This is a genomic window from Alloalcanivorax marinus (assembly GCF_016785095.1).
Classification (GTDB): Bacteria; Pseudomonadota; Gammaproteobacteria; order Pseudomonadales; family Alcanivoracaceae; genus Alloalcanivorax; species Alloalcanivorax marinus_A.
In genome coordinates this window covers 417,920-443,359 of the sequence record NZ_JAEKJB010000008.1, presented here as the reverse complement: position 1 = coordinate 443,359, position 25,440 = coordinate 417,920, and the positions used below count along the sequence as shown (strand labels likewise).

Here is a 25,440-nt window from a genome sequence, read left to right as displayed (position 1 = left end):
GTCAGGCGCCGGGCATCACCGGCACGCCGATCAGCCAGGCGTGCAGCACGCCGGCGAACAGGCCGTACAACACCAGGCCCAGCACCACGGTGATCAGGGTGGCGGCGCCCCGACCGCCGCCACCGGCGGCCGGCTCCCGGCGCCGGGCGGCGCGGAACGCCAGGATCGCCCAGCCCAGGAAGGCCGCGAACAGGATGATGTCGCCGAGCCGGCCATTGGCCAGCAGGTGGGCCAGGGCCCACACCTTCACCGCCAGCAGCATGGGGTGGCCGAGACGGGCCTTGAGGGCATTGCCGGGCACATAGGCGGCCACCAGCAGGATCATCGCCGGAATCATCAGTAACAGGGTGAGGTGGCGAAGGGCGGTGGGTGGCTGCCATACCCACACCGGGTCCAGCCGGGTCTGGCCGTAGCCCCAGATCACCAGCACCAGCCCGATCAGGGCCACCACGGAGTACAGGCCTTTCCAGGCCATCGGACCCATTCGCTGGATGCGTGCCTGGCGCCAGGGCTCGGCGACGATGCGAATCGAGTGCACGCCGAGGAACACGACGAGTCCCAGAATCATTATGGCCATGACCGGCTTCCTTATATCGGTGGCTGAGTCTCCGGCGAGCATAGCCGACCGGCGCCGGGCCGGTCACTGACCCGGGCGCCTGCTCAGGTGATCAGGATGGCGCGGAAGTCGTTCACGTTGGTGCCGGTGGGGCCGCTGTCCAGGCTGTCGCCGAGGGCCTGGAAAAACCCGTGGCCGTCGTTGTCATCCAGGGCGGCGCGGGCATCCAGGCCGCGTTCGGCGGCGCGGTCCAGGGTGTCCGGCGTCCACCAGGCGCCGGCCAGTTCGGCGCCGCCGTCGACGCCGTCGGTGTCGGCGAACAGGGCGTGCACGTTGGGAGCGGGACCGAGCGCCAGGCCAAAGCCCAGAAGCCCTTCCACATTGCGCCCGCCCACGCCCTGGCCGCGCACCGTCACCGTGGTCTCGCCGCCACTCAGCAATACGCAGGGCGCCGCCACCGGCTGGCCGTGGCGGCGTGCCTGGCCGGCGATGCCAGCCAGCACCCGGCCCAGTTCCCGGGCTTCGCCTTCCAGGCCGTCGCCGAGAATCAAAGGCGTGACGCCGGCGGCCCGGGCGGCCTGGGCGGCGGCCTCCAGGGCGGTCTGGGCGCTGGCCGCCAGGGTTACCGTGTTGCCGGCCAGGCGTTCATCGTCCGGTTTCACGGTTTCGCTGTCCGGCTGCTCCAGGTGGGCGCGCACCGACGGCGGCGTGTCGATGTGGTAACGACGCAGAATGGCCAGCGCGTCCTGGCGCCGGGTGGGATCGGCCACGGTGGGCCCGGAGGCAATGTCCCAGGGGGCATCGCCGGGCACGTCGGAGATCAGCAGGCTGTGCACCGGGGCCGGGTGGCAGGCGGCGGCCAGGCGACCGCCCTTGATCGCCGACAGATGCCGTCGAACGGTGTTCATCTCGGAGATGGTGGCGCCGCTGCGCAACAGTGCCCGGCTGAGAGCCTGTTTGTCGGCCAGGGTCAGGCCGGGGGCGGGCAACGGCAGCAGGGAAGAGCCGCCGCCGGAGATCAGGGCGATCACACGGTCCTCGGCGGTGAGGCCTTCGGCCAGCGCCAGCATGCGCCGGGCGGCCTGTTCGCCGGCGGCATCCGGCACCGGGTGGGCGGCTTCCACCACTTCGATGTGGCGGGTCGGCACCGCCTGGCCGTGGCGGGTCACCACCAGGCCCTCGAGACACGCCGGGTCGCCGGGCCAGTGTTGCTCCAGCACCGCGGCCATGTGCGCCGCGGCCTTGCCGGCGCCCAGCACCAGGGTACGCCCTGGCGCGGGCCCGGGCAGGCGCGGCGGCAGGCAGTGTTCGGGAAGAGACGCCGTCACGGCGGCGTGGAACAGGGATTCGAGAAAAGCACGGGGATTGTTCATCCCCACAGCTTCGATCATTGTGACTCGCGACGGAAGACCACTCTGAAACGGTTGCTCATATTGATGACACCGGTCACATGGCCCGGGCTATTTGGGCTAGCCGTCCAGCGGCGGATTCAGGCGCAGCAGGGCGCCGTCCGGACTGTCGGTTAGCAGGTAGAGGTGCCCGTCCGGGCCCTGGCGGACATCGCGGATGCGTTCGCCCCGTTTGTTCAGGTAGCGCAGTTCCGCCACCGCCTCGGTGCCATTGAAGCGCACCCGGTTCAGGTGGGTGAGTTTGAGCGCGCCGGACAGCACGTCGCCGCGCCAGTCCGGGTAGCGCTCGCTGGTGACGAAGGCCAGGCCCGAGGGAGCGATGGAGGGCACCCAGTAGTGCAGAGGCTGGGCGTAGCCTTCCTTCTTTTCCTCACCGATAGTGGGGCCATAGTATTCCTTGCCGTAGGTAATCACCGGCCAGCCGTAGTTGACGCCGGCTTCCACCCGGTTGATCTCGTCGCCGCCACGGGGGCCATGCTCATTGAGCCAGGGCTCGCCGGTGTCCGGGTGCAGCGCCAGGCCCTGGGGGTTGCGGTGGCCCCAGCTCCAGATTTCCGGCCGGGCGTTGGCGTCGCCGACCAGCGGATTGTCCCCGGGTACCCGGCCGTCGTCGTGCAACCGCAGCACGCTGCCGCCATGCTCGCTGTTGTCCTGGGCGCGCTCGCGCTGGCCCCGGTCGCCGATGGTGAGAAACAGGTAGCCGTCGTCGTCGATGACCATGCGCCCGCCAAAGTGCTTGGCGGTGTCGGTGCAGGCGCTTTCCGCCACGAACAGATTCTCGAAGTCGACCAGTTCACCGTCGTGGTACACGCCCCGGCCCACCGCGGTGGTGGCGCCGCCGTCGCCGCAGGCCTTGGCGTAGCTCAGGTAAACCAGCCGATTGTTCTGGAAATCCGGATGGGGCAGCACGTCGAACAGGCCGCCCTGGCCCTTGGCCACCACCGCCGGCACACCGGTGACGGGCTTGTCCCGCAATTCACCCTGGACCACCCGGCGCAGGGTACCGCCGCGTTCGCTGATCAGCCATTCGCTGTCGGACAGAAACGCCAGCGACCAGGGATGGGCCAGCCCTTCCACCACCGGCGTCGCGGTGAGGTCGGTGCGTTCCTGGGGCGTCAACGGGGCGTCGGCTCCGGCGCAGCCGGCCATCAGGGCGGCAAACAGGACCAGGGCGGAGTGAGAAAGACGGGGCGGCATGGCGGGCTCCGGTGCTGGGGGAGACGGCCATTGAGCATGCCATGTCGCCGAGGCGCCGTGAAGGCGGTGGTTTATTTGCCGCCGCGAGCGTATTTGAGGAACTTCGCCATGGCGGCGTCGCGTTCGGCGGCCACCTGCTTGGCGCTGTCGCGCTGGTTGAGGCGCTGGAGCAGGTCGGCGCTGCCTGGCGCTTCGGCAAGCAGGTCCAGGCCGAACAGCTTGCCGGCCACCGCCTGGGCCAGGTCGGCGCTGTACAGGAACAGAGCGTCGGCGGCGCTGAGCAGGTCACCGGCCAGGTAGGGTGAGAAGTCCGCCACCCGGTTCAGGGCGCGAATGCCCTTGAGCAGGGCCTCGCGGGTCTGTTCCTTGGTTTCGTCGCTGACCTGGCCGCCGAAGAACACTTCCGGATAGCAGCGGCGGGCGGGTAACTCGATGTACAGTTCCACCAGCTTGGCCAGCTCCTTGACCCGGGCGCGCTGGAACGGGTCCGCCGGATAGAAGGCCGGGCCGTCGGTGGTATCGTCCAGGTATTCCAGGATCACACTGGTTTCGCACAGGTGACCCTGGTCGGTTTCCAGCACTGGCACCTTGCCCATCGGGCTGACCGCCAGCACGGCATCGTCCTGGGTGGGGTAGAGGGTGACCTGCTCGAAGGGCACGCCCTTTTCCAGCAGGACGAATTTCACCATGTTCACATAGTTGCTGGCGTCGAAGCCGTGCAGTTTCAGCATCCGGTTTCTCCCGAAAAAATAAAGGTAGGTTGGATCAAAGCGCGGTCAGGCCGCCGTCCACCGCCAGTTGATGGCCGGTGACGAAGGACGAAGCGCCGGACAGCAGCCAGCGCACCGCCTCGGCCACTTCGCCGGCTTCGCCGACCCGCCCGAGGGGATGCATGGCGGCGTGGAACTGGCGCTGTTTTTCCTCGCTGGCGTAGCCGGCCCGGGCCGCCTGCTCGATGGCGCGCTCCATCATGGCGGTGCGAATGATGCCCGGGCAGACGGTGTTCACGCGGATACCCTGGCGGGCGTACTCGGCGGCCACGCTCTTGGTCATGCCCACCACGGCGTGTTTGCTGCCGGCGTAGGCGGCCTTGCGTGGCGCGCCCACCAGCCCGGCCACGGAGGCGGTGTTGACGATACTGCCGCCGCCGTCGGCGGCCATGGCGGCGGTCTGGTGCTTCATGCACAGCCACACGCCCTTGACGTTAATGGCCATGATCCGATCGAACAGGGCCTCGTCCACCTCCGCCACCTTGTGGTTTTCTTCCTCGATGCCGGCGTTGTTGAAGGCGCCGTCCAGGCCGCCGTAGGCGTCCACGGTGGCGTTCACGAGAGCCGCCACCTGATTGTCCCGGGTCACGTCCACCCGCTGGGCGCGGGCTTCGCCGCCACCGGCGCGGATCGCCCGGGCGGCGGCTTCGGCGGCGTCGGCGTCGATGTCGCCGAGCATCAGGCGGGCACCCTCGGCGGCCAACCGTTCGGCGGTGACCCGGCCGATGCCCGAGCCCGCTCCGGTAATCACGATGGCCTTGCCGGCCAGTCCTTGATCGCCCATGGCGCTTTTCTCCGTTGTTATCGAATAGTCGTTATCGAATACCTACTGTAGCGGATTGGCGACACGGTCCGGCATTGTCAAAAGCGCCAAGAAAGTAGTGACAGGCGCCTCGCGCCTCAGGCCGGCGGTTCCGCCGGCCCGTCGTCGGACGGGGTCTCGGTGAAGTGGCGGTAAACGCGTACCGCGCTGGCGCTGGGGCGTACCGATACGCCCCGGGCCTCGGTGTGGGCGCGGGTGATGGCGGCGCCGAACAACAGGATCAGCGACGAGTAGTAGACCCACAGCAACAGCAGCACCAGGGAACCGGCGGCGCCGTAGGTGGAAGCGGTGGCGGTGTGTGACAGATAAAAGGCGATCAGGAAGCGCCCCAGGATGAACAGCAAGGCGGTGATCAAGGCGCCCAGGCGCACGTCCCGCCAGCGCAGCACCGCGTCCGGCAGCACCTTGAAGATGGTGGCGAACAACAGGGTGATCACCGCCACGGAGACCAGGCTTTCCAGGCCCACCGCCAGGCCGGCGGGGATCGGCAGCCAGTCCCGGGCGAACACCATCACGCTTTGCACCAGCACGCTGAGAAACAGCGATACCAGCAACACGAAGCCGATGGACAGCACCACCGTGAGTGACATCAACCGGCTCTTGAGCAGCGCCAGGATGGTGTTGCGCGATGGTCGCGGCGCCAGGTCCCAGATGGTGTTGAGCGAGCGCTGCATCTGGCCGAACACCGTGGTGGCGCCCACCAGCATGGCGCCAAGACCGACCAGGGTTGGCACGATGCCGCTGCTGTCCAGGCGGCTGCGTTCCACCGCCTCGCGTACGGTCTGGGCCGCTTCCGGGCCAACGGTGTCGTTCAGTTGCGTCATGATCTGGGCCATGGCGGCGTCGGTGCTCATCACCAGGCTGATCACCTGTACCGCCAGGATCACCACCGGGGCGATGGAAAACAGGGTGAAGAACGCCAGCGCGCCGGCGTGGCTGATGGCGTTGGCGTCCATCCAGAAGCGCAACGCCTGGCGAAATACATCAACCCAGTCACGCACCGCTGCTTTCATCGCCGCTCTCCGTTGGCCGGTCCGTCGCGGGGGCGGTCAGTGCAGTTTCAGGCGTGGGCGCACCAGTTTGCTGAAGCGGCCGGCGGCCAGCAGCAGCAGGGTGCGCGGCCAGCCGTACAGCGCCGCCTGGTGCATGCGGTACAGGCCCACGTACATGATGCGCGCCAGCCAGCCCTCGACGAAGAAGTTGCCTCCTTTCAGGTTGCCCATCAGCATGCCCACGGAGCTGTAATTGGACAGTGACACCAGGGAGCCGTGGTCGCGGTATTCGAACGGCTTGGCGTCCCGGTTCATCAGCACGCGCTGCAGGTTCTTGGCGGTGTGATGAGCCATTTGCTGGGCGGACTGGGCCCGGGGTGGAATCGGCTTCTCGGCGCCTTCCGGTTTCAGGAAGGCGCAGTCGCCGATCACGAACACCCGCTCGTTGCCCTTGGCCTGCAGTGTGGGTTCCACTTCGATCTGATTGATCTTGTTGACCTGGAAACCGTCCAGCTTGCCAAGAAATTCCGGTGCCTTGACGCCGGCCGCCCAGACCATCAGGTCCGCCGCCAGGGTTTCGCCATCCTTGGTGATCAGGGCGTGCTCGTTGGCTTCGGCCACCATGACGCTGGTGCGCACGGTCACGCCCAGGGCTTCCAGGCGGGTTTGCGCGGCGGCGGAGACTCGCTCGGACAGCGCCGGAAGAATGCGTGGCATGGCTTCCACCAGGGTCACGTTGAGCTGCTTGCGATCCAGGTGCTCGTGGCCGTAGAGCTTGAGCATCGCCACCGCGTGGTGAATTTCCGCCGCCAGTTCGACGCCGGTGGCGCCGCCACCGACGATCGCCACGGACACCGGGTCGTTGCGGTAGTTGGCCTGCAGGCAGGTGTTCATGAAGCGTTCGCGGAAGCGTTCCGCCTGGGCGCGGGTGTCCATGAACAGGCAGTGTTCGCGCACGCCGGGGGTGCCGAAATCGTTGCTCTGGCTACCCACGGCGATCACCAGGTAGTCGTAATCCAGTTCCCGCTCGGGCAGCACCTGCTCGCCGTCGGCGTCGGTGATCGGCGCCAGCACCAGGGTGCGCCGTTCCTTGTCCACCCGGGTCAGGGTACCCGGCTCGAAGCGGTAGTGATTGAGGCGTGCGTGGGCGCGGTAGTCCACCGCGTCCAGGTCCGCGTCGATGGCGCCGGTGGCCACCTCGTGGAAACGCGGCTTCCAGACATGGATGCTGCTGGTGTCCACGAGGGTGATGTCGGCACGGCCGTACTTGCCGAGCTTGCGGCCCAGCTGAGTGACCAGTGGCAGGCCGCCGGCGCCGCCGCCGACCACGACAATCTTGGGTTTGCTCATCAATGGACTCCTTGCGTCACGGCGGCCAGTCTAACGCCGTGGGGGAAAGGCGTGAAATTGTCCGTTGGGACTGTTTTTCGACTTTTGACCCATGGGTCAAAGGGCCATGAACGAAAAAGCCCGCCGGTTGGCGGGCTTTTTCAGCGGCGGAGCCGGCGGCTCAGGCCTTCGGCCCGGCGTTATGGATCTCGTCGGAGACGTCCGCGTACTTCTCGGCGAAGTTGGCCTCGAACTGGCGGGCCAGATCGCGGGCACTGGCCTCGTAGTTCTCCGGGTTGGCCCAGGTGGCCTTGGGCTGGAGCAGTTTGTCGTCCACGCCGGGCACGCTTTTGGGCACGTCCAGGTTGATGATGTCCAGGTGCTCGGTTTCCGCCTCGTCCAGCTCACCGCTGAGGATGGCATCGATCACGCCGCGGGTGGTGGGGATGCTGAAACGCTCGCCTTCACCGTAGGGGCCGCCGGTCCAGCCGGTGTTGACCAGGTAGACCTTGGAGCCGAATTCCTTGACCCGCTTGATCAGCAGCTCGGCGTATTCGCCGGCGCGGCGCGGGAAGAAGGGGGCGCCGAAGCAGGTGGAGAAGGTGCTCTTGATGCCCTTGCCGGCGCCCACCTCGGTGGAACCCACCAGGGCGGTGTAGCCGCTCAGGAAGTGGTAGGCGGCGCCTTCGTGGGTGAGCCGTGATACCGGCGGCAGCACCCCGGTCAGGTCACAGGTCAGGAAGATCACGTGCTTGGGTTCGCCGGCGTGGTTCTCGATCACGCGCTTTTCCACGTTTTCCAGCGGATAGGCGGCGCGGGTGTTCTCGGTCAACGACACATCGTTGTAGTCCGGCACCCGGGTTTCCTCGTTGAGGATCACGTTTTCCAGCACCGCGCCGAAGCGGATCGCGTCCCAGATGATCGGCTCGTTCTTCTGGCTCAGGTCGATGCACTTGGCGTAGCAGCCGCCTTCGATGTTGAACACCACGTCCTTGCCCCAGCCGTGCTCGTCGTCACCGATCAGGTAACGGGCCGGGTCGGCGGACAGGGTGGTCTTGCCGGTACCGGACAGGCCGAAGAACAGGGCCACGTCGCCGTTCTCGCCGACGTTGGCGGAGCAGTGCATTGGCAGCACGTCTTTTTCCGGCAGCAGGAAATTCTGCGCCGAGAACATGGCCTTCTTCATCTCCCCGGCGTAGCGCATGCCGGCGATCAGGATCTTGCGCTGGGCGAAGTTGAAGATCACGCAGCCGTCGGAGTTGGTGCCGTCGCGCTCCGGGTCGCACTGAAAGTTCACCGCGTGCAGGATCTGCCATTCTTCCTTGGCGCGCGGGTTGTACTTGTCCGGGCGGATGAACAGGGTGTTGGCGAACAGATTGTGCCAGGCGGTCTGGGCGGTGACCTTGACCGGCAGGTAATGGTCGGCGTCGGCGCCCACATGCAGGTGGGAGACGAAGGTGTCGTCCTCGGCGGCGAAGGCCGCGACCCGATCCCACAGCGCGTCGAACTTGTCCGCCTCGAACGGGCGGTTGATGGGGCCCCAGTGAATGTGCTCACTGGTGCTGGGCTCATCGACGATGAAGCGGTCCATGGGGGAACGGCCGGTACGGTGGCCGGTTTCCACCACCAGGGCGCCGCTATCGGAGAGGCGACCCTCGTTGCGCTGAATGGCCAGCTCAACGAGCTGTGCCGGGCTGAGATCGTTATAGGTCATAGGATTGGTCATGGTTCTTCCTGGGCTTTCCGCCTGGCTACGCTGACAGGCGCGCGATTATGACAGAAAAGCGGCCCGCTGGCGACGCCGCCCCGGGCCCGTGCCGCCGGGGTTATCGGGTTTCCGCTTCGCGGACCAGTTCGGCCAGATCCACGGCGTCGAAGTGCTCCCGGGAAAGGCAGAAATCGCAGGTCAGGGTGGCTTCGCCATCTTCCTTGAGAAGCTGGCGAAGCTCGGCGGCGCCCAGCGACAGCAGGGCGTCGCGGGTGCGTTCCCGGGAGCAGGTGCAGCCGAAACGCAGCCCCTGTGGGGTGGGCAGCCGGGGTGGGGTTTCATGGAACAGCCGGCGCAATACCGTCTCGGTATCCAGGTCCAGCAGCTCCTCCATGGTCAGGGTATCCGCCAGGGTCTCCAGGTGCCGCCAGTGTTCGGCGTTGTGCTCATTGCCGGCGGCGCGGTCCGGCAGGCGCTGCAGAAGCATGCCCGCCGCCCGGCCGTTGCCGGCGGCCAGCCACAGTCGCGTGGGCAATTGTTCGGACTGCTGGAAGTAGCCTTCCAGGCAGCGTGCCAGGGTGTCGCCCTCCAGGGGCACGATGCCCTGGTACTGGCGGCCCCGGGCCGGGGTGATGGTGATCACCATGGTGCCGTCGCCGATCAGATCGGTGACCGTGGCCGGGCAGTCGGCGGCCCGCTCGTCGTGGCGGGCCAGGGCGCGTAGCTGGCCGTCATGGGTGCACTCGGCGAGCAGCAGGGACACCGGGCCACGGCCCTGGGCCTGCAGGCTCAGCCGGCCCTCGAACTTGAGGGTGCCGGTGAGCAGCGCCACGGCGGCCACCGCCTCGCCCACCAGCCCCTGTACGACCATGGGATAGTCATGGGCGCCGAGCACCTCGGCCAGGCTGCGCTCCAGGCGCACCAGCTCGCCACGGATATCGGAATCGGGAAACAGGAAGCGTTGCTTTTGGTCGGCTGCCGGGTTGTCGGTCACAGTTCACCTTCATGGTCACGTCGGAAGCGCGCCAGGTCGCGGCGCTCCTTCTTGCTTGGTTTGTGGTCGGGGATCGGGGCGGCCAGGCGCGCCAGGCGGCGGCGCTCGGCGCCCTGCTCGCGCAGGGCGATGCTGTCCTCGGTCTCCCGGTACAATTGCTGGGCGGCGCTGGCCGGGCCGCGCTTGTTGCTCAGGCCCTCCACCACCACCGTCCATTGGATGTCGCCCTTGCGGATGGTAAGCACGCTGCCCGGCTGCACTGCCTTGCTGGGCTTGGCCTTGGCGCCATCCACTTGCACCTTGCCGCCCTCGATGGCCTGCTTGGCCTGCCCCCGGGTCTTGAAGAAGCGGGCCGCCCACAGCCAGGAATCGACGCGGGTGCCGTCGCTCATGGCAGCACCCGCAGGAAGTCGTCGATGGCCGGGAACGGGTCGGTGTCGGCCCGCGCCGGCAGGCTGGAGTCCGGCTGCCGGATGCTGGCCAGATGGCCCAGGCCGTACCGTCGCCCGGAGTGCAGCACCGGCAGGGAATCGTCCACCAGCAGGGCCCGTTCCGGGTCGAACGGGTGGGCGTCGCGCAGCCGGTGCCAGAAATCCTGGGCTTCCTTGGGGTGCCCGTAATCGTGGCTGGACACCAGCGCATCGAAATAGCGGTCGATACCGGTGCGCGCCAGCTTCAGCTCCAGGGCCTGGCGGTGGGCGTTGGTGACCATGATCACGCGTCGCGGGCTGTCCGCCAGGGCCGCCAGGAACGCTTCGGCGCCGGGGCGCACGCTGATGCGATGGGCCGCCGCGCGTTTCAGGTCGGCGATGTTCAGGTTCAGCTCGCGGGTCCAGAAATCCAGACAGTACCAGTTAAGGGTGCCCAGATGGCTGGCGATCCAGTCGTGCAGGATGCGCTCCGCCTCCGGGTAGTCCAGGCCGCGGCTGAGTGCGTACTGCTCGGGCACGTGGCACTGCCAGAACCAGTTGTCGAAGGCCAGGTCCAGCAGGGTGCCGTCCATGTCCAGCAGCACGGTGTCGATGTCGGTCCAGTCGATCATTGCCTCGCCTGCGTCAGGGGCGGTGGATCGCGGCTTCAGCCGCGATCCACCGAGGGCGCACAGTATGCAATATAGGGGCGGTCGCCGAAATACAAAGGCCCCGGGCGCGGTTACAAACCGGGCCGGGTAGGGCAGAATGATGTCATTCCGATAACAACAACAGGTGTCGCCGGTGATCGACGACCGGTTCCTCTACGAACGTATCAGCCGCCGTCTGCTTGAGCAGATTGGTGCCGGGTCCTTCGCCGTGGGGCAGAAACTGCCTTCGGTGCGGCGCATGAGCGCCCTGTTCAAGGTCAGCGTCAATACCGTGATGCAGAGCTACCGCCAGCTCGAGGCGGAGGGCTACCTGGATATCCGCCCCCAATCCGGCGTTTATGTGCGCAGCTCCGATGTCCTCGACATCCCGGAACCGGACGGTTCCCGCTACCCGCTGCTGCCGGTGGAAGTGTCGCTCAGCGAGCAGGTGCTGCATTACATGGAGCTGCACGCGGACCCGGCCATGGTACGGCTGGGCATCGCCCTGCCGGGCCCTGAGGTGCTGCCGGTGGACCGGGTGATGGCCACCATCCGTGATGTCACCCGCCACCATGCTCTGGACGCCTGGGACTACATGCACCCCAACGGCTGTCCCCTGTTTACCCACCATCTGGCGCGCCGCAGCCTGTCCTACGAGGTGCCGGTCACCGCCGAGGACATCATCGTCACCAGCGGCGCCATGGAGGCGCTGTCCCTGGCGTTGCGCAGCGTCAGCCGGCCGGGTGATACCGTGGTGGTGGAATCGCCCACCTACTACGGCGCCCTGCTGCTGCTGGAAACCCACCAGCGCAAGGTGGTGGAGGTGCCCACTCATCCACGCCAGGGCATCAGCCTCAGTGCCCTGGAACAGGTGTTCCGGCGCGGTGGCGTGGCCGCCTGCCTGGTGTCCACCAATGCCCAGAATCCACTCGGCTTCACCATGAGCCTGGAACGCAAGGCGGCCCTGGTGGCGCTCTCCGAACGCTACCAGGTGCCGCTGATCGAGAACGACGTTTGGGGCGATACCGTTTACCGGGAGCAGGCGCCGCCGGCCAAGGCGTTCGATCGCAGTGGGCTGGTGCTCTATTGCAGCAGCTTTTCCAAGAGTCTGATGCCGGGCCTGCGCATCGGCTGGGCGGCGGCGGGCCGGTTCCAGAAGCGCTTCCGGGAACTCAAGCAACTGAGCACCATTACGTCCACCTCGATCTCGCAGATCGTCATGGGGCGGCTACTGGAAAGCGGCTTCTACGCTCAGCATCTGCGCGAACTGCGCGGCCATCTGCAACAACAGGTGGACGCCATGGCCCGGGAGGTGCGCCGCTGTTTCCCGCCCGGCACCCGGCTGACCCGACCCACCGGTGGCTGCGTGCTGTGGGTGCGCCTGCCCGGCCGGGTGGACACCCGGGCCCTGTTCCAGCGCGCCGCCGCCCGTGGCATCCATGTGTTCCCCGGCGGCGTCTTTTCCCTGGATGGCAAGCACGCTGATTATCTGCGCCTCAACGCCGGCAGCCCGGTCACCGCTCAGGTGCGCCGGGCCTTGTGCTGGCTGGGGGAAACCGCCGCCGAGCTGGCGGCGGAGAACAAGCGGCGCTAGTCGCGGCTGAGGCCGGTGTAGTCGTCGCTGTAGCAGGGCGTGTTCCCGCACACATCCACCACCGCGCCGAACGATTTCAGGAATTCCGACTTTTGCAGCCGGGCGCTGACCGTGTTGCGCGGCGATTCGTGGGGGTCCTCGCCGGCTACCGGACCGGTGTTGGTGAGCGGCGCGAAGGGCGTGCCGTGGCCGCTGAGCGGGTCATGGTCGCCGCTGTCCCAGACCATCAGGGCATGGCCGTGGTAGGGGTATTGCTCGATGCGGTCGATGTCCACATAGGGGTTGGCGTCCGGATGCTCGCCGAGGCGGGCGGTGGGCTCGTGCATGGCGGCGCCGATGGTGCGGGCCATGATTTCCGCGCTCCATTCCGTGACCAGGTGATCGCCCAGGGCCGGATGCAGCAGCACCCGCTTGCCGGTGGGGGTGCCGGGCAGGTAGCGACCGGCCAGGTGGCTCAGATAGCCGTTGTTCTCGGCCCGGTCCCAGAGCATTTGCATCAGGCCCAACGTAAGGCTGCGGTCCAGTTCATTGGGATAGGCCTGATAGAGAATCACCCCGAAACGTTCCGCGAAGGGGCCATAGCGGCGTAGCAACAGACTGTAATTGCTGCCCGGCACGCCCAGTACGCCGCGCTGGATATTGGGCGCGGTGGCCACCAGGGCGCCACCCAGGATGCCGCCCTGGCTATTGCCATCGTAGAACACCTCGGTGGGGTCGTAGATCAGGGTATCGTCTGGTCCATGGTGGAAGGCCGGATGAGAGGCAAAGCCGTCCGGGTGCCGCAGCAGTTCGGCCAGGAACATGGCGTTGAGCAGGCCCTGCTGACTGCGGTCAAGCTGGTTGGGCAGCTGCGACAGGTCCGCCAGAAGGCGGTGGATCACCCCGGCCAGGAAATCCTCCTGGGCCATGCCGATCCAGTCGGTGGCGCAGAACAGAATGTTGTGCTCGGTCTGCATGGCGCGCACGTTGCCGGAGCGGAACTCACCGCCGGGCCCTTCGCCGAACAGACCATGGCCATAGAGCGCCGCCCGCGCCGGCGTCACCGGGCTGTTGGGATCGTCGAAGTCGGCCACCGCGGTGTCCGGTACCTGGCAGCGGAAGCGCGCGGTGACGGTATCGTCGCCGTTGAACCGGGTGGGCAGGGCATCCGGGTCGGTGTTGTCGTCATAGTGGAAACGGGAGCCGGGCACGCCGCCGGCCTGATTCAGGAAGTTGGGCACCTGGAAGGTTCCGCTGATGCCCCTGCTCAAACCGGAGCGCGGGCTGCCCTGGATGCTCTCGCCCACCTCGTCCACGGTGAACGACGGCGCGCCGCCGCCCAGGCTGGCGAAGGCCTGGTCGCGGATATGCAGCAGCCGTTCGGTGAGGCTCTTCTGGCTGGCCACGGTGAACGACCAGGCCTGCACCAGCCCGTCCCGCTCGATGCCATGGCTTTCCAGGGTGGTGAACAGGGTGTTCATGGCGTCCCGCCGGGCCTCCAGCACCGGCTGGCCGGTATCCAACCCGTCCCGGTAAGCCCTGAACAGGGGCGTCGCCGCGATGGCCTGGCCCTGGCTGTCCACCAGATTGCGCAGTACCACCAGATAGGTGCGTCCTTCGATCAGGTTTTTCGCCGGGCGGATGATCAGCGCCCGACCCTCGTCGCTGCTGGCGTTGGCGTCCAGTTCCGCCCAGATCAGTTGCCGCTCGCCGGTTTCAGCGTCCAGCACCAGGATCGGCGCGTCCGGATTCCTGGCCTCGGACAGATCCCCGATGCCCACCGCGCCGCTGGCGGCCAGGTCCACATCCGCCACCCGCGTCTGAATCATGGCCCCCGGTGAAAAGCCGTCGTTACGGTTCCACTCGGTGGGATCGATGGGCGTGGCCTCGGTGGTCTCCACGCCGGTGGGCGCATAGGGGTTGGCGGCAATGGACACGGGCTGGGCCACCGGCATTGCCTGGGGCTGGAAATTCACCCGTCGGCCGGTGGGCGTGGTGCTGTCGGCGCGGGTAAAGAAGTCGTTGGGGAAAGGGTACAGGCAACGGTCGGTAACGGTCAGATCGCAGTATTCGGCGGTGTTCAGATCCAGGCCGGAGAGGTCCACCCCGGGGGCGGGTTCCGCCCCGCCGGAGGAGCTTGAGCCGCCGCAGCCGGACAGCAGGATGAATACGCAGGCGGCGCCGGTGGCCAGGGCCGCGCCGGGGAATCGGAGCAAGGGCATGGTTGGGTCTCCCGAAATTTATTTGTTGTTGTGTGCTGATTATTGGGCCACTCAACCGCTGGGTGAACCAGATACAGTTGCCAGGATTCCACTGCAACAGTCCCGCCACTGTGTCAGCCATTTACGGAAAACTGTATCTGTTATGCCGCCGCCGTCGCTCCTACCTTGAAGCCACCGGGTCATGGCCTGGATAACAACAATATCGAGGAGAGCATCATGTCAGTACGCGTAACGGGCGGCGCGCTCGCGTTGGCGGTCGCCAGTCTGCTTGCCGCCTGCGGCGGCGATTCCAGTTCCAGTTCTTCCGAGGCGGCGCCGTCCGCCAGCCTGCGGGTGGTGTCCAGCGAGCCACAATGGGTCAGTGGCGGTGATGCCCGGGTGGCGGTGCGCGGTGATGCCGACCTGCTGGCCGGGGCGCGCCTGCGCCTCAACGGCGAGGACCTGGACACCGAAGGATTCCAGGCCAGCGGCGAGGGCGTCGAGGGGATGGTCCGTGGCCTTGAACAGGGCGACAACGAACTCACGGTCTGGCACCCGGACCACGGTACCCTGGCCCGCCTCACCCTCACCAACTATCCGGTGGAGGGACCGATGTTTTCCGGCCCGCATCAGTACCCCTTTGTGTGCACCACGGTATCCGAGCTGGGCAAGCAGCCGCTGGTGGACACCGATGGCAACGAGGGCTTTCCGGTCTATGACGACCAGAATCAGCAGATCGGGCTGAGCCGCGACTGCGGCATCGAGCCCTACACCGAATACTGGTACCGCACCACCGGCGGCCAGTATCAACGGCTGCCGGATGGCGGTTCCCGCCCGGCGGACATGGCCACCACCATCCTGTCGGACGGCCGCGAGGTGGATTTCGTGGTGCGCTGGGAACGCGGCACCATCAACCGCTTTATCTATTCCATCGCCATGCTCGCCGAGGCCGGCGAGGAAGCCGGTTCCCTGGACACCGGCCTGTGGAACGGGCGCCTGATGTTCCGCTTCCAGGGTGGCGTGGGCATCGGTCACACGCAGGGCAGCATGGATTACAAACGCCGTGCGCTGCAGCCGGATGTGCTCGGCCAGGGCTACGCCATCATTTACTCCACCGGCACCCGCATGAGCGAGCACTACAATATGCAAGTGGGGGGCGAGACCGCGCTGATGGTCAAGGAGCGGTTCCTGGAGGAATACGGCGAGCCACTGTACACGGTGGGGCTGGGCGCCTCCGGCGGTGCCATTCAGCAATACGTGTACGCGCAGAATCACCCGGGTTTGATCGACGCGGCGATTCCGGTGCAAAGCTACCCGGACATGGTCACCCAGACCATCCACATCGGTGACTGCGAGTTGCTTGAGTACTACATGGACGCCACCGACAAGGACAACCCCAAGTGGGCGACCACCAAGAACCGTACCTGGCTGGTGGGCCTCAACGCGGAGGACGACGTGGAAGATCCGCTCTACGCCGCCAAGCAGCAGCTCGGTTATGGCGGCGCGCCGGGTTCCACCGAGTGCGTGGAATCCTGGCGCGGCCTCACGCCCCTGACCATGAATCCCTACTACGGCCAGGCCGACAACCAGGATCAGATGCAGCCGCCGGGTCTGATGGCCACGGTGAACTGGAGCCACTACGACGACCTGCGCAACATCTACGGCGTCGATGGCGACGGCTATCCGCACACCCTGTTCGACAACGTGGGCGTGCAGTACGGCCTGGAATCATTGAACGCGCACCGCATTACCCCGGAGGAATTCCTCGACCTGAATGCCCGGGTGGGGGGTTGGAAGGACCAGAAGGACATGGTGCAGGAAGGCTTCCCGTTCCTGGGCAGCGAGCAGGATGTGATGAACGATCCGTCCATCTTTGACCCCTGGAGCAGCCGCAACATGACCCTGGGCAGCGACCCGTCGTCGCCGGCGCCGCGCACCGAGGGTGACCTGGAAGCCATGAACGGCGCCTACCAGTCCGGGATGGTGTTCCACGGCGAGGCGGAAGGCATTCCGATCATCGATTACCGTCCCTACCTGGAACACGAGCTGGACATGCACAACGTGCATCAGTCCTTCGTGGTGCGCCAGCGCATGCGGGACCATGACGGTGATGCGGACAATCAGGTGATCTGGTTCACCGACGCGCGGCCCGAGGAAAACTACAGCGCGGTTCCCCTGGCTCTGGAGGTGATCGACGACTGGATGGCCAATCTGCGCGCCAACCCGGAAGCCGGCGTGGCCGGCAACAAACCGGAGCTGGCGGTGGATACCTGCTTCGACACCGACGGCAACCTGATCGCCCGGGGCGACGATGTCTGGAACGGCATTCTGGATGAGCAGGACGACGGAGCCTGCACCGCGCACTTCCCGGTCCATTCCACCTCGCGGATCGTCGCCGGCGCGCCGATTCAGGGCGATGTGTTCAAGTGCGCGCTGAAGCCCGTGTCGGTGGCCCTGGAGGACGGCACCTACGGCACCTGGCAGCCCACTTCCGACCAGGTGAACCGCCTCAACGCCATCTTCCCCGACGGCGTGTGCGACTACAGCCAGCCCGACCAGGGCCGGCCGGAGGGTTTGTGAGATAGCGCCCAGGCGCTTGATCGGGAGAGCTCGATCCTTGTGTCCTCGTCAGGCTCGGGACGCCGGCAACGGTGATGTTTGACGAGTCTCGGCCCCGCTTCGGCGGGGCTTTTTTTGTTGATCGAGCTTTGGCGGGAAATCGATGCGGGAGGTCTCTATCCGGGACGCGGATCTGTGTGGGTGCCTTCCGGGATCGCTCAAGCCATCCCTGAGCCGCGCCCCGGCTGGAGCGAAATTTCCTGCCAAAGCGCGGCTATGCCTCCCCGCAGGCGCGTCGGGCCTTGGCGACGTTCTCTTCCAGGTGCGCCGGATTCACGGTGCCGGCGATCACCGCGCCCACGCCCGGCGTGCCCAGCACCAGGTCCAGGCTGGCCTGTACCGGGTCCGGGTGGTCGGCGGCCAGGTGGCCGCTGGCGAAGGCCTTCTTGATCAGAATGCCCTTGCCGTGTTCAGCGGCGTAGTCGATCACCGGCTTTTCGTCGCGCTCGGCCAGGTTGTAGGTGACCATGGCCAGATCGGCGCGGCGCAGGGTTTCCAGGCCGCCTTCCACGGTCTTGGTGGAAACGCCGGTGGCGCGGATTTTCCCTTCCCGTTTCAGATCGTCGAGCACTTCCAGGGTGCCCTGGCGCAGCACCTCCAGATCGTTGCCGTCGGAGTGCACCAGCACGCAATCCAGATAATCGGTGGCCAGCCGGCGCAGGCTGCGTTCCACCGAGGCGCGGGTATGCTCCGGGCTGAAGTCGAAGTGGCTTTGGCCATTGTCGAATTCCTCCCCCACCTTGGAGACGATCACCCAGTGGTGGCGGTCGGTAAGCAGCTCGCCGAGCCGCTCCTCGCTGCGGCCGTAGGCCGGGGCGGTATCGATCAGATTGATGCCCAGGTCCCGGGCACGGGCCAGCAGGTGGCGCACCGCGTCGTCGTCCGGGATGGAGAAGGCGGTGGGGTATTTGACGCCCTGGTCGCGGCCGATCTTCACCGTGCCCAGGCCCAGGGCGCTCACCGTCAGGCCGGTGTCGCCGAGCGCGCGCAGGAAACTCATCCGTGCTCTCCGAAGCAGCGGTACCACTGGGGCTGGCCCACCGGGGCCCGGGGCAGAGCCTCGGGCAACTCGCCCAGGGGCGCGCCGGGGGTCAGGCCGTGCTCGGCCACCAGGGCGTCGACCCGGTCGCCCAGGTCCGGGGCCAGGGTCAGCTTGGTGGGCCAGGTGATGATCAGATCGCGGTCCCGGCGGGCGTAGGCGTTGTCCGGCTTGGCCAGGCCATGCTGGCGCGGCTCGGCGCGGGCCACATCGAGAGTGGCGAAACGGGCGTCGCTGAAATCCAGCCATGGGAACAGGGCGTCCAGCTCGGCGCGGGCGGCGGCGATCTGCTGTTGGTCGCTGCGTTCCACGCCTTTTTCCGCCAGTTCGCCGCCCAGGTACCAGACCAGGTCACCGTCCGGCAGCTCGTGGGTGGTGACGGTGAGGCGCGGCTTGTTGCTGGCGCCCACGCAGTGCGCATAGAGCCGGTGCCCCAGCCGGTGCTTGACCAGTACCATTTTCAAGGGCCGGCTCTGAGCCGCTTCGCGGGGAAACAGCCGGCTTTTCTGGGCGTCGGCGAGCAGGGCGGCGTTGCCCTCGCCGGCGGCCAGCACGGTGAGGCGCGGCTCGATGCGCACGCCGTTGATGGATACCGCGCGCAGGCCGTCATCGCTCCATTCCAGCTGGTCCCGGCCCGGTTCGAAGCACAGCAGCCGGTCGCGCACCGGCGCCACCAGCACCCGCAGCAGGCTTTCCGTGTCCACCACCAGATCGTCGAGCCGGTAAACCCGGCCCTTGAAGCGTGGGTTGGCCAGGGCCGAGGGGAACTGGTCACGGCTCAGTTTTTCGATCCGCCCGCGCAGCATCTTGCTGGCGAAGAAACTGGTCATGCGGCTGGCCACGGAGCCGGTGGACCACAGGTTCTGGGTATCGGAGAGCACCCGCAGGCCGCTCAGGTCGACGTTGTCGCGGCCGTCGATGGCGGCACGCCAGCGGTCCGGCATGCCGGCGATCGCCTCGGACTCGCTGGACAGGCCGCCGCCCAGAGCGTATTTCAGGCCGCCGTGGATAATGCCCTGGCTGGCCAGGGTCTGGGCGCCGCCCAGGGTGCCGGTTTCCAGCAGCAGGCACTGGAAGCCGCGGGCCCGCAGGCTGTGCATCAGCCACAGGCCGGCGATGCCGCCGCCGAAGATCAGAATGTCCGGTGTCAGGCTGGGCGCCCGGGCGTTGTCGGTCATGGCTCTACCTCGGTTCAATGCGCGGCTATGCTAGCATAGGAGGGGAAAGACGCTTGCACGCAACACGCTTGCACGTCCGCCCGCGGCGCGTGCAAGCGTGTTGCGTGTTTGCGTGCAGGTGCTCTCCCAAGGATTTTTCATGCGCTCGCTGTACACCCTGCTCTGGTACTTCTCCCTGCCCCTGTTATTCCTGCGCCTGTGGTGGCGCGGCCGGCGCGCGCCCGCCTACCGGCAACGCTGGCGCGAGCGCCTGGCGCTGGGCTACCGGCGCGGCACCCTGAATGGCAGCGTCTGGGTGCACGCGGTGTCCGTGGGCGAGACCCTGGCGGCGGCACCGCTTATCGAGGGGTTACTGGCGGCCCATCCGGACACGCCTCTGGTGGTGACCACCACCACCCCCACCGGCTCGGAGCGGGTGCGTGCTTTGTTCGGCGAGCGCGTCACCCATGTTTACTGCCCCTGGGAATTGCCCGGTGCCTACCGGCGTTTCCTGGATGCTTTCGATCCCCGCCTGGTGGTGATCCTGGAAACCGAGCTGTGGCCGAATCTGTGCGCCGCCGCCAAGGCCCGGGGGGCGAAACTGCTGCTGATGAACGGCCGGCTTTCGGAGAAAAGCTACCGGGGCTACGCCAGGCTGCCGCGCCTGGTGCGGCCGATGCTGGCGCGTTTCGACACCCTGGCGGTGCAGACCGAAGCGGAGGCCCGCCGCTTCGAGGCATTGGGCGCGAGCCGGTCGCGGCTGGTGGTCAACGGCAGCGTCAAATTCGACCTGGGCCTGGATGACGCGGTGCGTGAACGGGCCGCCGCGTTGCGCGTGCCCTGGGGCGAGCGGCCGGTGTGGATCGCCGCCAGCACCCACCCGGGCGAGGACGAGATCGTGCTGGCTTCCCACCGGCGCTTGCGGGCCACGCATCCGGACGCCCTGCTGATTCTGGTGCCGCGCCATCCGGAGCGCTTCGACGACGTCGCCGCCCTGGTACGGCGAGCCGGCCTGGGGCTCGCCCGCCGCAGCCGGCAGGAGGCGGTGGACGACGGCGTCGCGGTTTACCTGGCGGACACCATGGGTGAGCTGCTGATGCTGTTCGGCGCCGCCGATCTGGCTTTCGTGGGCGGCTCCCTGGTGCCGGTGGGTGGTCACAACCTGCTGGAGCCGGCGGCCTGGGGCAAGCCGGTGCTGACCGGGCCCCATCTGCACAATTTCACCGCCATCGCCGCCCTGCTGGACGAAGCCGGAGCGCTCTCGGTGGTGTCGGGAGAGGAGCAACTGGCGGCGACGCTGGCCGCCCTTCACGACGACGCCGGCGAGCGCCGGCGTCGGGGGGAAGCGGCGGCCGGGGTGGTGGCCGCCAATCGGGGCGCGCTTCAGCGCGGGCTGAACATTTGCGCTTCGCTCTGGCCTTCCAGGTCCGGGTTGTAAAGATCCAGGGTCTCCTGGCCGGACAGCCACTCGTTCACCGCCACCAGATCCTCCACGTCCAGTTCGCCGGCGGCGGACTTCAGCGTCAGGGTATCCAGGATGTAGTCGTAGCGGGCATTGGCGTAGTCGCGCTGGGCGGCGTACAGGGCCTGTTGGGCGTTGAGCACGTCGACCACGTTGCGGGTGCCCACCTCATAGCCGGACTGGGTGGCTTCCAGGGCGGAGCGGGCGGAACGGATCGCCTGCTTGCGGGCCTGCACGCGCAGGGCGTCCGCTTCCACGGTGCGGTAGGAGGTGCGCGCCTGCTGGCTGATGTCGCGGATCGCCTGCTCGTATTGCTGCTGGGCGGCGTCCGCTTGCAACGCGGCCTGCTTGCGCTGGCTGTTCAGGCCGCCGCCGCGGAACAGCGGCATGCTCACTTCGATACCCACCTGGGTGCCGTGGTTGTCCGGCGTGATACCGGTGCTGCCACTGCCCACGGCGGCGCCGGAATCGTCGTCCGGGTCGGTGTGGTTGTGGGTGTAGCTGCCCACCAGTTGCACCTGGGGCATCATGGCGCCGAACTGGCGGTCGGCGGTGAAGCCGGCGGCCTTGGCGTTGTACTGGGCGGCCAGGATCTGCGGGTTCTGGTAAGCGGCCTTGTCGATCCAATCGGTCATGACCGCCGGCTCCGGCCCGGCCATGGGCAGCTCCTCGCGCAGTTCCGCCAGGGTTTCCCACTGACGGCCGGTGAGGGTCTCGAGCTGGTCCCGGGCGATCTCGAATTCCTGGCGGGCGACGATCAGGTTCACCCGGGTCAGGTCATAGGCGGCCTGGGCTTCTTCCACGTCGGTGCTGGGCACCAGGCCCACGTCGAAGCGTTCCTGGGTCTGTTCCAGCTGGCGGCCGATGGCCTTCTCCTCGGCCTGGGCGGAGACCAGGGTGTCCCAGGCGCGCAGCACGCCGAAGTAGCCCTGGGCGGTGCGCAGCACGAAGTCCTGGCGGGCCTGGTAGAAATTGGCCTGGGCCACGGAGGTGAATGCCTTGGCTTCCTTGTAGCCGTAGAAGGCGTCCAGGCGGAACAGCGGCTGGGCCAGGGTCACGGTGGTGGCCTCGCTGTCATACTCGAGATCAACGTCGCCGTCCTCGATGGTGCGATCGTTCCGGTAGCTGCCGTAGGAGGCGTCGAGGGTCGGCAGCAAGGCGGCGCGGCCCTGTACCAGGGTTTCCTGCTCCGCTTCCCAGGTCTTGCGATCGGCGCGCCAGGTGCCATCGTAATCCCAGGCCGCATTGGCCACGTCGGTGAGATCGGCGGCCTGGACGGCGCCGGTGGCCAGCAGGGCCATCAGCATGCCGAGGGGCGTTAGGGAACTGCGCTTCATGGGTTCATCCACCGTGTTTAGGGTTCTTGGAAAGCTGAACTGGGCAGTATGGTAATAGTAAGTCCACCGGATTGACACTCCCGCCCGACCGGAATGCCGCCGTGTCGCGGTTGTTCGGCTTTGACGCCGTGGCTATAGTGGGGCCTGCCGCCGACCTCCCCCCGTGGGCCGTCCGCCGGACGGGTTCCGGGAGCGGGGCGTCTTCCTCCCTATTCATACGCAGCCTGGAGGCCGAACGTGCCCGACGAGCAACGTCACGCCGTACCCAATGCCATCGACGAAGCCTGCCAGCCTATCGCGGGTTCGCGAAAAATTTATGTGACCGGCAGCCGGGCCGATATCCGGGTGCCGATGCGGGAAATCCGCCAACAGCCCACGCCTCTGGCGGACGGGAAGTTCGAGGATAACCCGCCGCTGGCGGTTTATGATACCTCCGGTCCCTACACCGACCCGGACGCCAGCATCGATGTGCGCCAGGGCCTGCCCGCCCTGCGTGGTGCCTGGATCGAGGAACGGGGCGACAGTGAGCAACTGGATGGCCTGACCAGTGAGTTCGGCCGTCGCCGCGCCCGCGACATCGCCACCGAGGGATTGCGGTTTCCGCATGTGCGCGCGCCGCGCCGCGCCCGTGCCGGCGCCAATGTATCTCAGATGCACTATGCCCGGCAGGGCATCATCACGCCGGAGATGGAGTTCATCGCCATCCGTGAAAACCAGCGGCTGCGCGAGCACCGCGAGGCGGGGCTGCCCACCGGCCAGCATCCGGGGCAGAGCTTTGGCGCCGCGATTCCCGATGAGATCACGCCGGAATTCGTGCGCGACGAGGTGGCGCGCGGTCGGGCGGTGATCCCGGCCAACATCAACCACCCGGAAATCGAGCCGATGATCATCGGCCGCAATTTCCTCACCAAGATCAACGCCAATATCGGCAACTCCGCGGTCACTTCGTCCATCGAGGAAGAGGTGTCCAAGATGACCTGGGCCACCCGCTGGGGTGGCGATACGGTGATGGATCTGTCCACCGGCCAGAACATCCACGAAACCCGCGAGTGGATTCTGCGCAACTCGCCGGTGCCGATCGGTACCGTGCCGATCTACCAGGCCCTGGAAAAGGTCAACGGCATCGCCGAGGACCTGACCTGGGAGATCTATCGCGACACGCTGATCGAACAGGCGGAGCAAGGCGTCGATTACTTCACCATCCACGCCGGCGTGCTGCTGCGCTACGTGCCGATGACCGCCAATCGCACCACCGGCATCGTGTCGCGCGGTGGCTCGATCATGGCCAAGTGGTGCCTGGCGCATCATACGGAGAGTTTCCTCTATACCCACTTCGAGGAAATTTGCGAGATCATGAAGGCCTATGACGTCACCTTCAGCCTGGGCGACGGTCTGCGCCCCGGGTCCCTGGCGGACGCCAACGACGAGGCCCAGTTCTCCGAGCTGCGCACCCTCGGCGAACTCACCAAGATTGCCTGGAAGCATGACGTGCAGGTGATGATCGAGGGCCCCGGCCATGTGCCGATGCACATGATCAAGCAGAACATGGACGAGCAGCTCAAGCACTGCGACGAGGCGCCGTTCTATACGCTTGGGCCGTTGACTCTTGATATTTCCCCGGGCTACGACCACATCAGCAGCGCCATCGGCGCCGCCATGATCGGCTGGTACGGCACCGCCATGCTCTGCTACGTGACGCCCAAGGAGCACCTCGGGCTGCCCAACCGGGAAGACGTGAAGGAAGGCATCATTACCTACAAGATCGCCGCCCACGCCGCCGATCTGGCCAAGGGCCACCCGGGTGCCCAGCTTCGTGACAACGCGTTGTCCAAGGCGCGCTTCGAATTCCGCTGGGAAGATCAGTTCAACCTGGGGCTGGACCCGGACCGGGCGCGGGCCTTCCACGACGAGACCCTGCCCAAGCAGGCGCACAAGGTGGCGCATTTCTGCTCCATGTGCGGGCCCAAGTTCTGTTCCATGAAGATCAGCCAGGAGGTACGCGATACCTATGGTGATGGTCGTGCCCAGGTGGCGGAGGCGGAAGCCGGCATGGAAGAGAAGTCCCGGGAGTTTCGTGACAAGGGAGCGGAGATTTATCACAAAGCCCATGAATGATCCGAAACCGGTCTTCACCGTCAAGGACGTGGAAATCCTGGAACGGGAAACCCCGTTCCAGGGCTTTTTCCGGGTCGAGCGGCTGACTCTGCGTCACCGCCATTACGAGGGCGGCTGGGGCGCGCCGGTCACGCGTGAACTGTTCGTGCGTCCGCCGGCGGCGGCGGTGCTGCCCTATGATCCGGTGCGTGGCGAAATTCTGCTGGTCGAGCAATTTCGCGTCGGCGCGCTGGAGTGGCGCGACACCCCCTGGTGCCTGGAGCTGGTGGCCGGCCTCGCCGATAAGGAAGGCGAGCCGGTGGCCGATCTGGTGCGCCGCGAAGCGTTCGAGGAAGCCGGCGTGGAAATCGGCGATCTGCGCCCGGTAGCCCATTACATGCCCAGCCCCGGCGGTTCCAACGAGCGGCTCCGGGTGTTTGTCGGCCAGGCGGATTTGAGCGAGGCCGGCGGCATCCACGGTGTCGCCGACGAAGGGGAGGACATTCGCGTGGTGGTGCAGCCGGTGTCCGCCATCGAGTCGTTGCTCCAGAGTGGCCGGGTGGACAATGCCGCCTCGCTGATCGCCCTGCAATGGCTGCTGTTGCACCGTGACGCTCTGGACCGGGAGTGGCGCCCGTGAGTGGCGCGCGCCGCTACCGGCTGGACTTTCGCGACCTGATGGCTCAATGCGAGTCCAACTACGCGCGCCTGCAGCCGCTGCTGCGGGCCCTGGGCGAGCGCGACAGCCTGGACCTGACCTTGGGCCGCGAGCGCGTTCGCACGGTGTCGATCCAGGTGCTGGAGCGTTCCCCCTACACCACCACCCTGCGCCTGCAGGACCAGGCGGTGCACGATGCCATGCCGGCGCCCCGGCTCACCGTGCGCCTCTACCACGATGCCCGCCTGGCGGAAGTCACCGAGGCAAGCCCGTTCCGGCGTGTGCAGGCCCGCTATCCCTATCCCAATTCGCACATGCATCAGCGTGACGAGAAGGCCCAGTGGAACCGCTTCCTGGGAGAATGGCTCAGCCATGTGCGCGATCACGGGCACGACACCGCCGAGCCCTGGCGCCGTTCCGGCACCGGGGATTGACGGCGGCTGCTTTTCGGAGTGCGTAATG

The 25,440-nt window shown here is 67.0% G+C and carries 21 protein-coding genes; 6 read left to right on the top strand and 15 right to left on the bottom strand.

The window, feature by feature from the left end:
* Position 1: 1 nt before the first annotated feature.
* The 11 genes from JF515_RS09060 to yrfG form a co-directional block, all read right to left on the bottom strand.
* Positions 2-577 (bottom strand): NnrU family protein, encoded by a 576-nt coding sequence (locus tag JF515_RS09060; protein ID WP_203103398.1) that lies wholly within the window; start codon positions 575-577, stop codon positions 2-4.
* An 83-nt stretch (positions 578-660) separates the two neighbouring features.
* Entirely contained in the window at positions 661-1,947 is a 1,287-nt protein-coding gene (locus JF515_RS09055) for a glycerate kinase type-2 family protein (RefSeq protein WP_238400947.1), read from the bottom strand.
* A 78-nt stretch (positions 1,948-2,025) separates the two neighbouring features.
* Positions 2,026-3,162, bottom strand: coding sequence for a PQQ-dependent sugar dehydrogenase (locus JF515_RS09050; RefSeq protein WP_203103396.1), 1,137 nt, complete (start codon positions 3,160-3,162; stop codon positions 2,026-2,028).
* 71 nt (positions 3,163-3,233) lie between these two features.
* The gene (locus tag JF515_RS09045; protein ID WP_203103394.1) at positions 3,234-3,893 is read right to left on the bottom strand and encodes a glutathione S-transferase family protein; all 660 of its coding nucleotides are present in this window, start codon (positions 3,891-3,893) and stop codon (positions 3,234-3,236) included.
* Positions 3,894-3,927: 34 nt separating this feature from the next.
* On the bottom strand, positions 3,928-4,716 hold the full coding sequence (locus tag JF515_RS09040) for a glucose 1-dehydrogenase (protein ID WP_203103392.1): 789 nt from the start codon (positions 4,714-4,716) through the stop codon (positions 3,928-3,930).
* A 116-nt stretch (positions 4,717-4,832) separates the two neighbouring features.
* Entirely contained in the window at positions 4,833-5,768 is a 936-nt protein-coding gene (locus JF515_RS09035) for a YihY/virulence factor BrkB family protein (RefSeq protein WP_203103390.1), read from the bottom strand.
* A 36-nt stretch (positions 5,769-5,804) separates the two neighbouring features.
* The gene (locus JF515_RS09030; protein ID WP_203103388.1) at positions 5,805-7,097 is read right to left on the bottom strand and encodes an NAD(P)/FAD-dependent oxidoreductase; all 1,293 of its coding nucleotides are present in this window, start codon (positions 7,095-7,097) and stop codon (positions 5,805-5,807) included.
* A 160-nt stretch (positions 7,098-7,257) separates the two neighbouring features.
* Positions 7,258-8,802, bottom strand: a complete 1,545-nt coding sequence (locus JF515_RS09025) for a phosphoenolpyruvate carboxykinase (RefSeq protein ID WP_203103386.1) — start codon at positions 8,800-8,802, stop codon at positions 7,258-7,260.
* Between the two features lie 100 nt (positions 8,803-8,902).
* A complete protein-coding gene (gene hslO / locus JF515_RS09020; RefSeq protein WP_203103384.1) occupies positions 8,903-9,778 on the bottom strand; it encodes an Hsp33 family molecular chaperone HslO in 876 nt (291 codons plus the stop codon).
* Entirely contained in the window at positions 9,775-10,170 is a 396-nt protein-coding gene (locus JF515_RS09015) for an RNA-binding S4 domain-containing protein (protein ID WP_203103382.1), read from the bottom strand. Before JF515_RS09015 ends, hslO begins: the two co-directional genes overlap by 4 nt.
* Positions 10,167-10,820: a GMP/IMP nucleotidase gene (gene yrfG, locus JF515_RS09010; RefSeq protein WP_203103380.1), complete on the bottom strand. Its 654-nt coding sequence runs from the start codon at positions 10,818-10,820 to the stop codon at positions 10,167-10,169. Before yrfG ends, JF515_RS09015 begins: the two co-directional genes overlap by 4 nt.
* A gap of 172 nt (positions 10,821-10,992) precedes the next feature.
* Here yrfG and JF515_RS09005 point away from each other — a divergent pair, with 172 nt between their 5' ends.
* A complete protein-coding gene (locus tag JF515_RS09005) occupies positions 10,993-12,432 on the top strand; it encodes an aminotransferase class I/II-fold pyridoxal phosphate-dependent enzyme (RefSeq protein WP_203103378.1) in 1,440 nt (479 codons plus the stop codon).
* Here JF515_RS09005 and JF515_RS09000 read toward each other — a convergent pair.
* Positions 12,429-14,633: a hypothetical protein gene (locus JF515_RS09000; protein WP_203103376.1), complete on the bottom strand. Its 2,205-nt coding sequence runs from the start codon at positions 14,631-14,633 to the stop codon at positions 12,429-12,431. The genes JF515_RS09005 and JF515_RS09000 overlap by 4 nt on opposite strands.
* Before the next feature lie 216 nt (positions 14,634-14,849).
* Between JF515_RS09000 and JF515_RS08995 the strand changes: the two genes are divergently transcribed.
* Positions 14,850-17,192, top strand: a complete 2,343-nt coding sequence (locus JF515_RS08995; protein ID WP_203103374.1) for a DUF6351 family protein — start codon at positions 14,850-14,852, stop codon at positions 17,190-17,192.
* A gap of 253 nt (positions 17,193-17,445) precedes the next feature.
* Here JF515_RS08995 and JF515_RS08990 read toward each other — a convergent pair whose 3' ends face one another.
* Together JF515_RS08990 and JF515_RS08985 are read right to left on the bottom strand one after the other, a co-directional pair.
* Entirely contained in the window at positions 17,446-18,231 is a 786-nt protein-coding gene (locus JF515_RS08990; protein ID WP_203103372.1) for an aldo/keto reductase, read from the bottom strand.
* The gene (locus JF515_RS08985; RefSeq protein WP_203103370.1) at positions 18,228-19,448 is read right to left on the bottom strand and encodes an FAD-dependent oxidoreductase; all 1,221 of its coding nucleotides are present in this window, start codon (positions 19,446-19,448) and stop codon (positions 18,228-18,230) included. The genes JF515_RS08990 and JF515_RS08985 overlap by 4 nt, the downstream gene beginning before the upstream one ends.
* Before the next feature lie 139 nt (positions 19,449-19,587).
* On the opposite strand from JF515_RS08985, the gene waaA reads away from it, so the two are divergent.
* Complete coding sequence (gene waaA / locus JF515_RS08980) at positions 19,588-20,865, top strand: lipid IV(A) 3-deoxy-D-manno-octulosonic acid transferase (RefSeq protein ID WP_203103368.1); 1,278 nt, start codon at positions 19,588-19,590, stop codon at positions 20,863-20,865.
* On the opposite strand, the gene JF515_RS08975 is transcribed toward waaA, so the two are convergent.
* On the bottom strand, positions 20,811-22,226 hold the full coding sequence (locus tag JF515_RS08975) for a TolC family outer membrane protein (RefSeq protein ID WP_203103366.1): 1,416 nt from the start codon (positions 22,224-22,226) through the stop codon (positions 20,811-20,813). The genes waaA and JF515_RS08975 overlap by 55 nt on opposite strands.
* A gap of 237 nt (positions 22,227-22,463) precedes the next feature.
* Between JF515_RS08975 and thiC the strand changes: the two genes are divergently transcribed.
* The 3 genes from thiC to JF515_RS08960 are packed head-to-tail and all read left to right on the top strand — an operon-like array spanning position 22,464 to position 25,412.
* Positions 22,464-24,341, top strand: coding sequence for a phosphomethylpyrimidine synthase ThiC (gene thiC, locus JF515_RS08970; protein WP_338015191.1), 1,878 nt, complete (start codon positions 22,464-22,466; stop codon positions 24,339-24,341).
* On the top strand, positions 24,334-24,960 hold the full coding sequence (locus JF515_RS08965) for an NUDIX domain-containing protein (protein WP_203103364.1): 627 nt from the start codon (positions 24,334-24,336) through the stop codon (positions 24,958-24,960). Before thiC ends, JF515_RS08965 begins: the two co-directional genes overlap by 8 nt.
* Positions 24,957-25,412 carry a DUF1249 domain-containing protein gene (locus JF515_RS08960; protein WP_203103362.1) on the top strand — a complete coding sequence of 152 codons (456 nt, stop codon included), beginning with the start codon at positions 24,957-24,959 and terminating at the stop codon, positions 25,410-25,412. The genes JF515_RS08965 and JF515_RS08960 overlap by 4 nt, the downstream gene beginning before the upstream one ends.
* Positions 25,413-25,440: the final 28 nt, after the last annotated feature.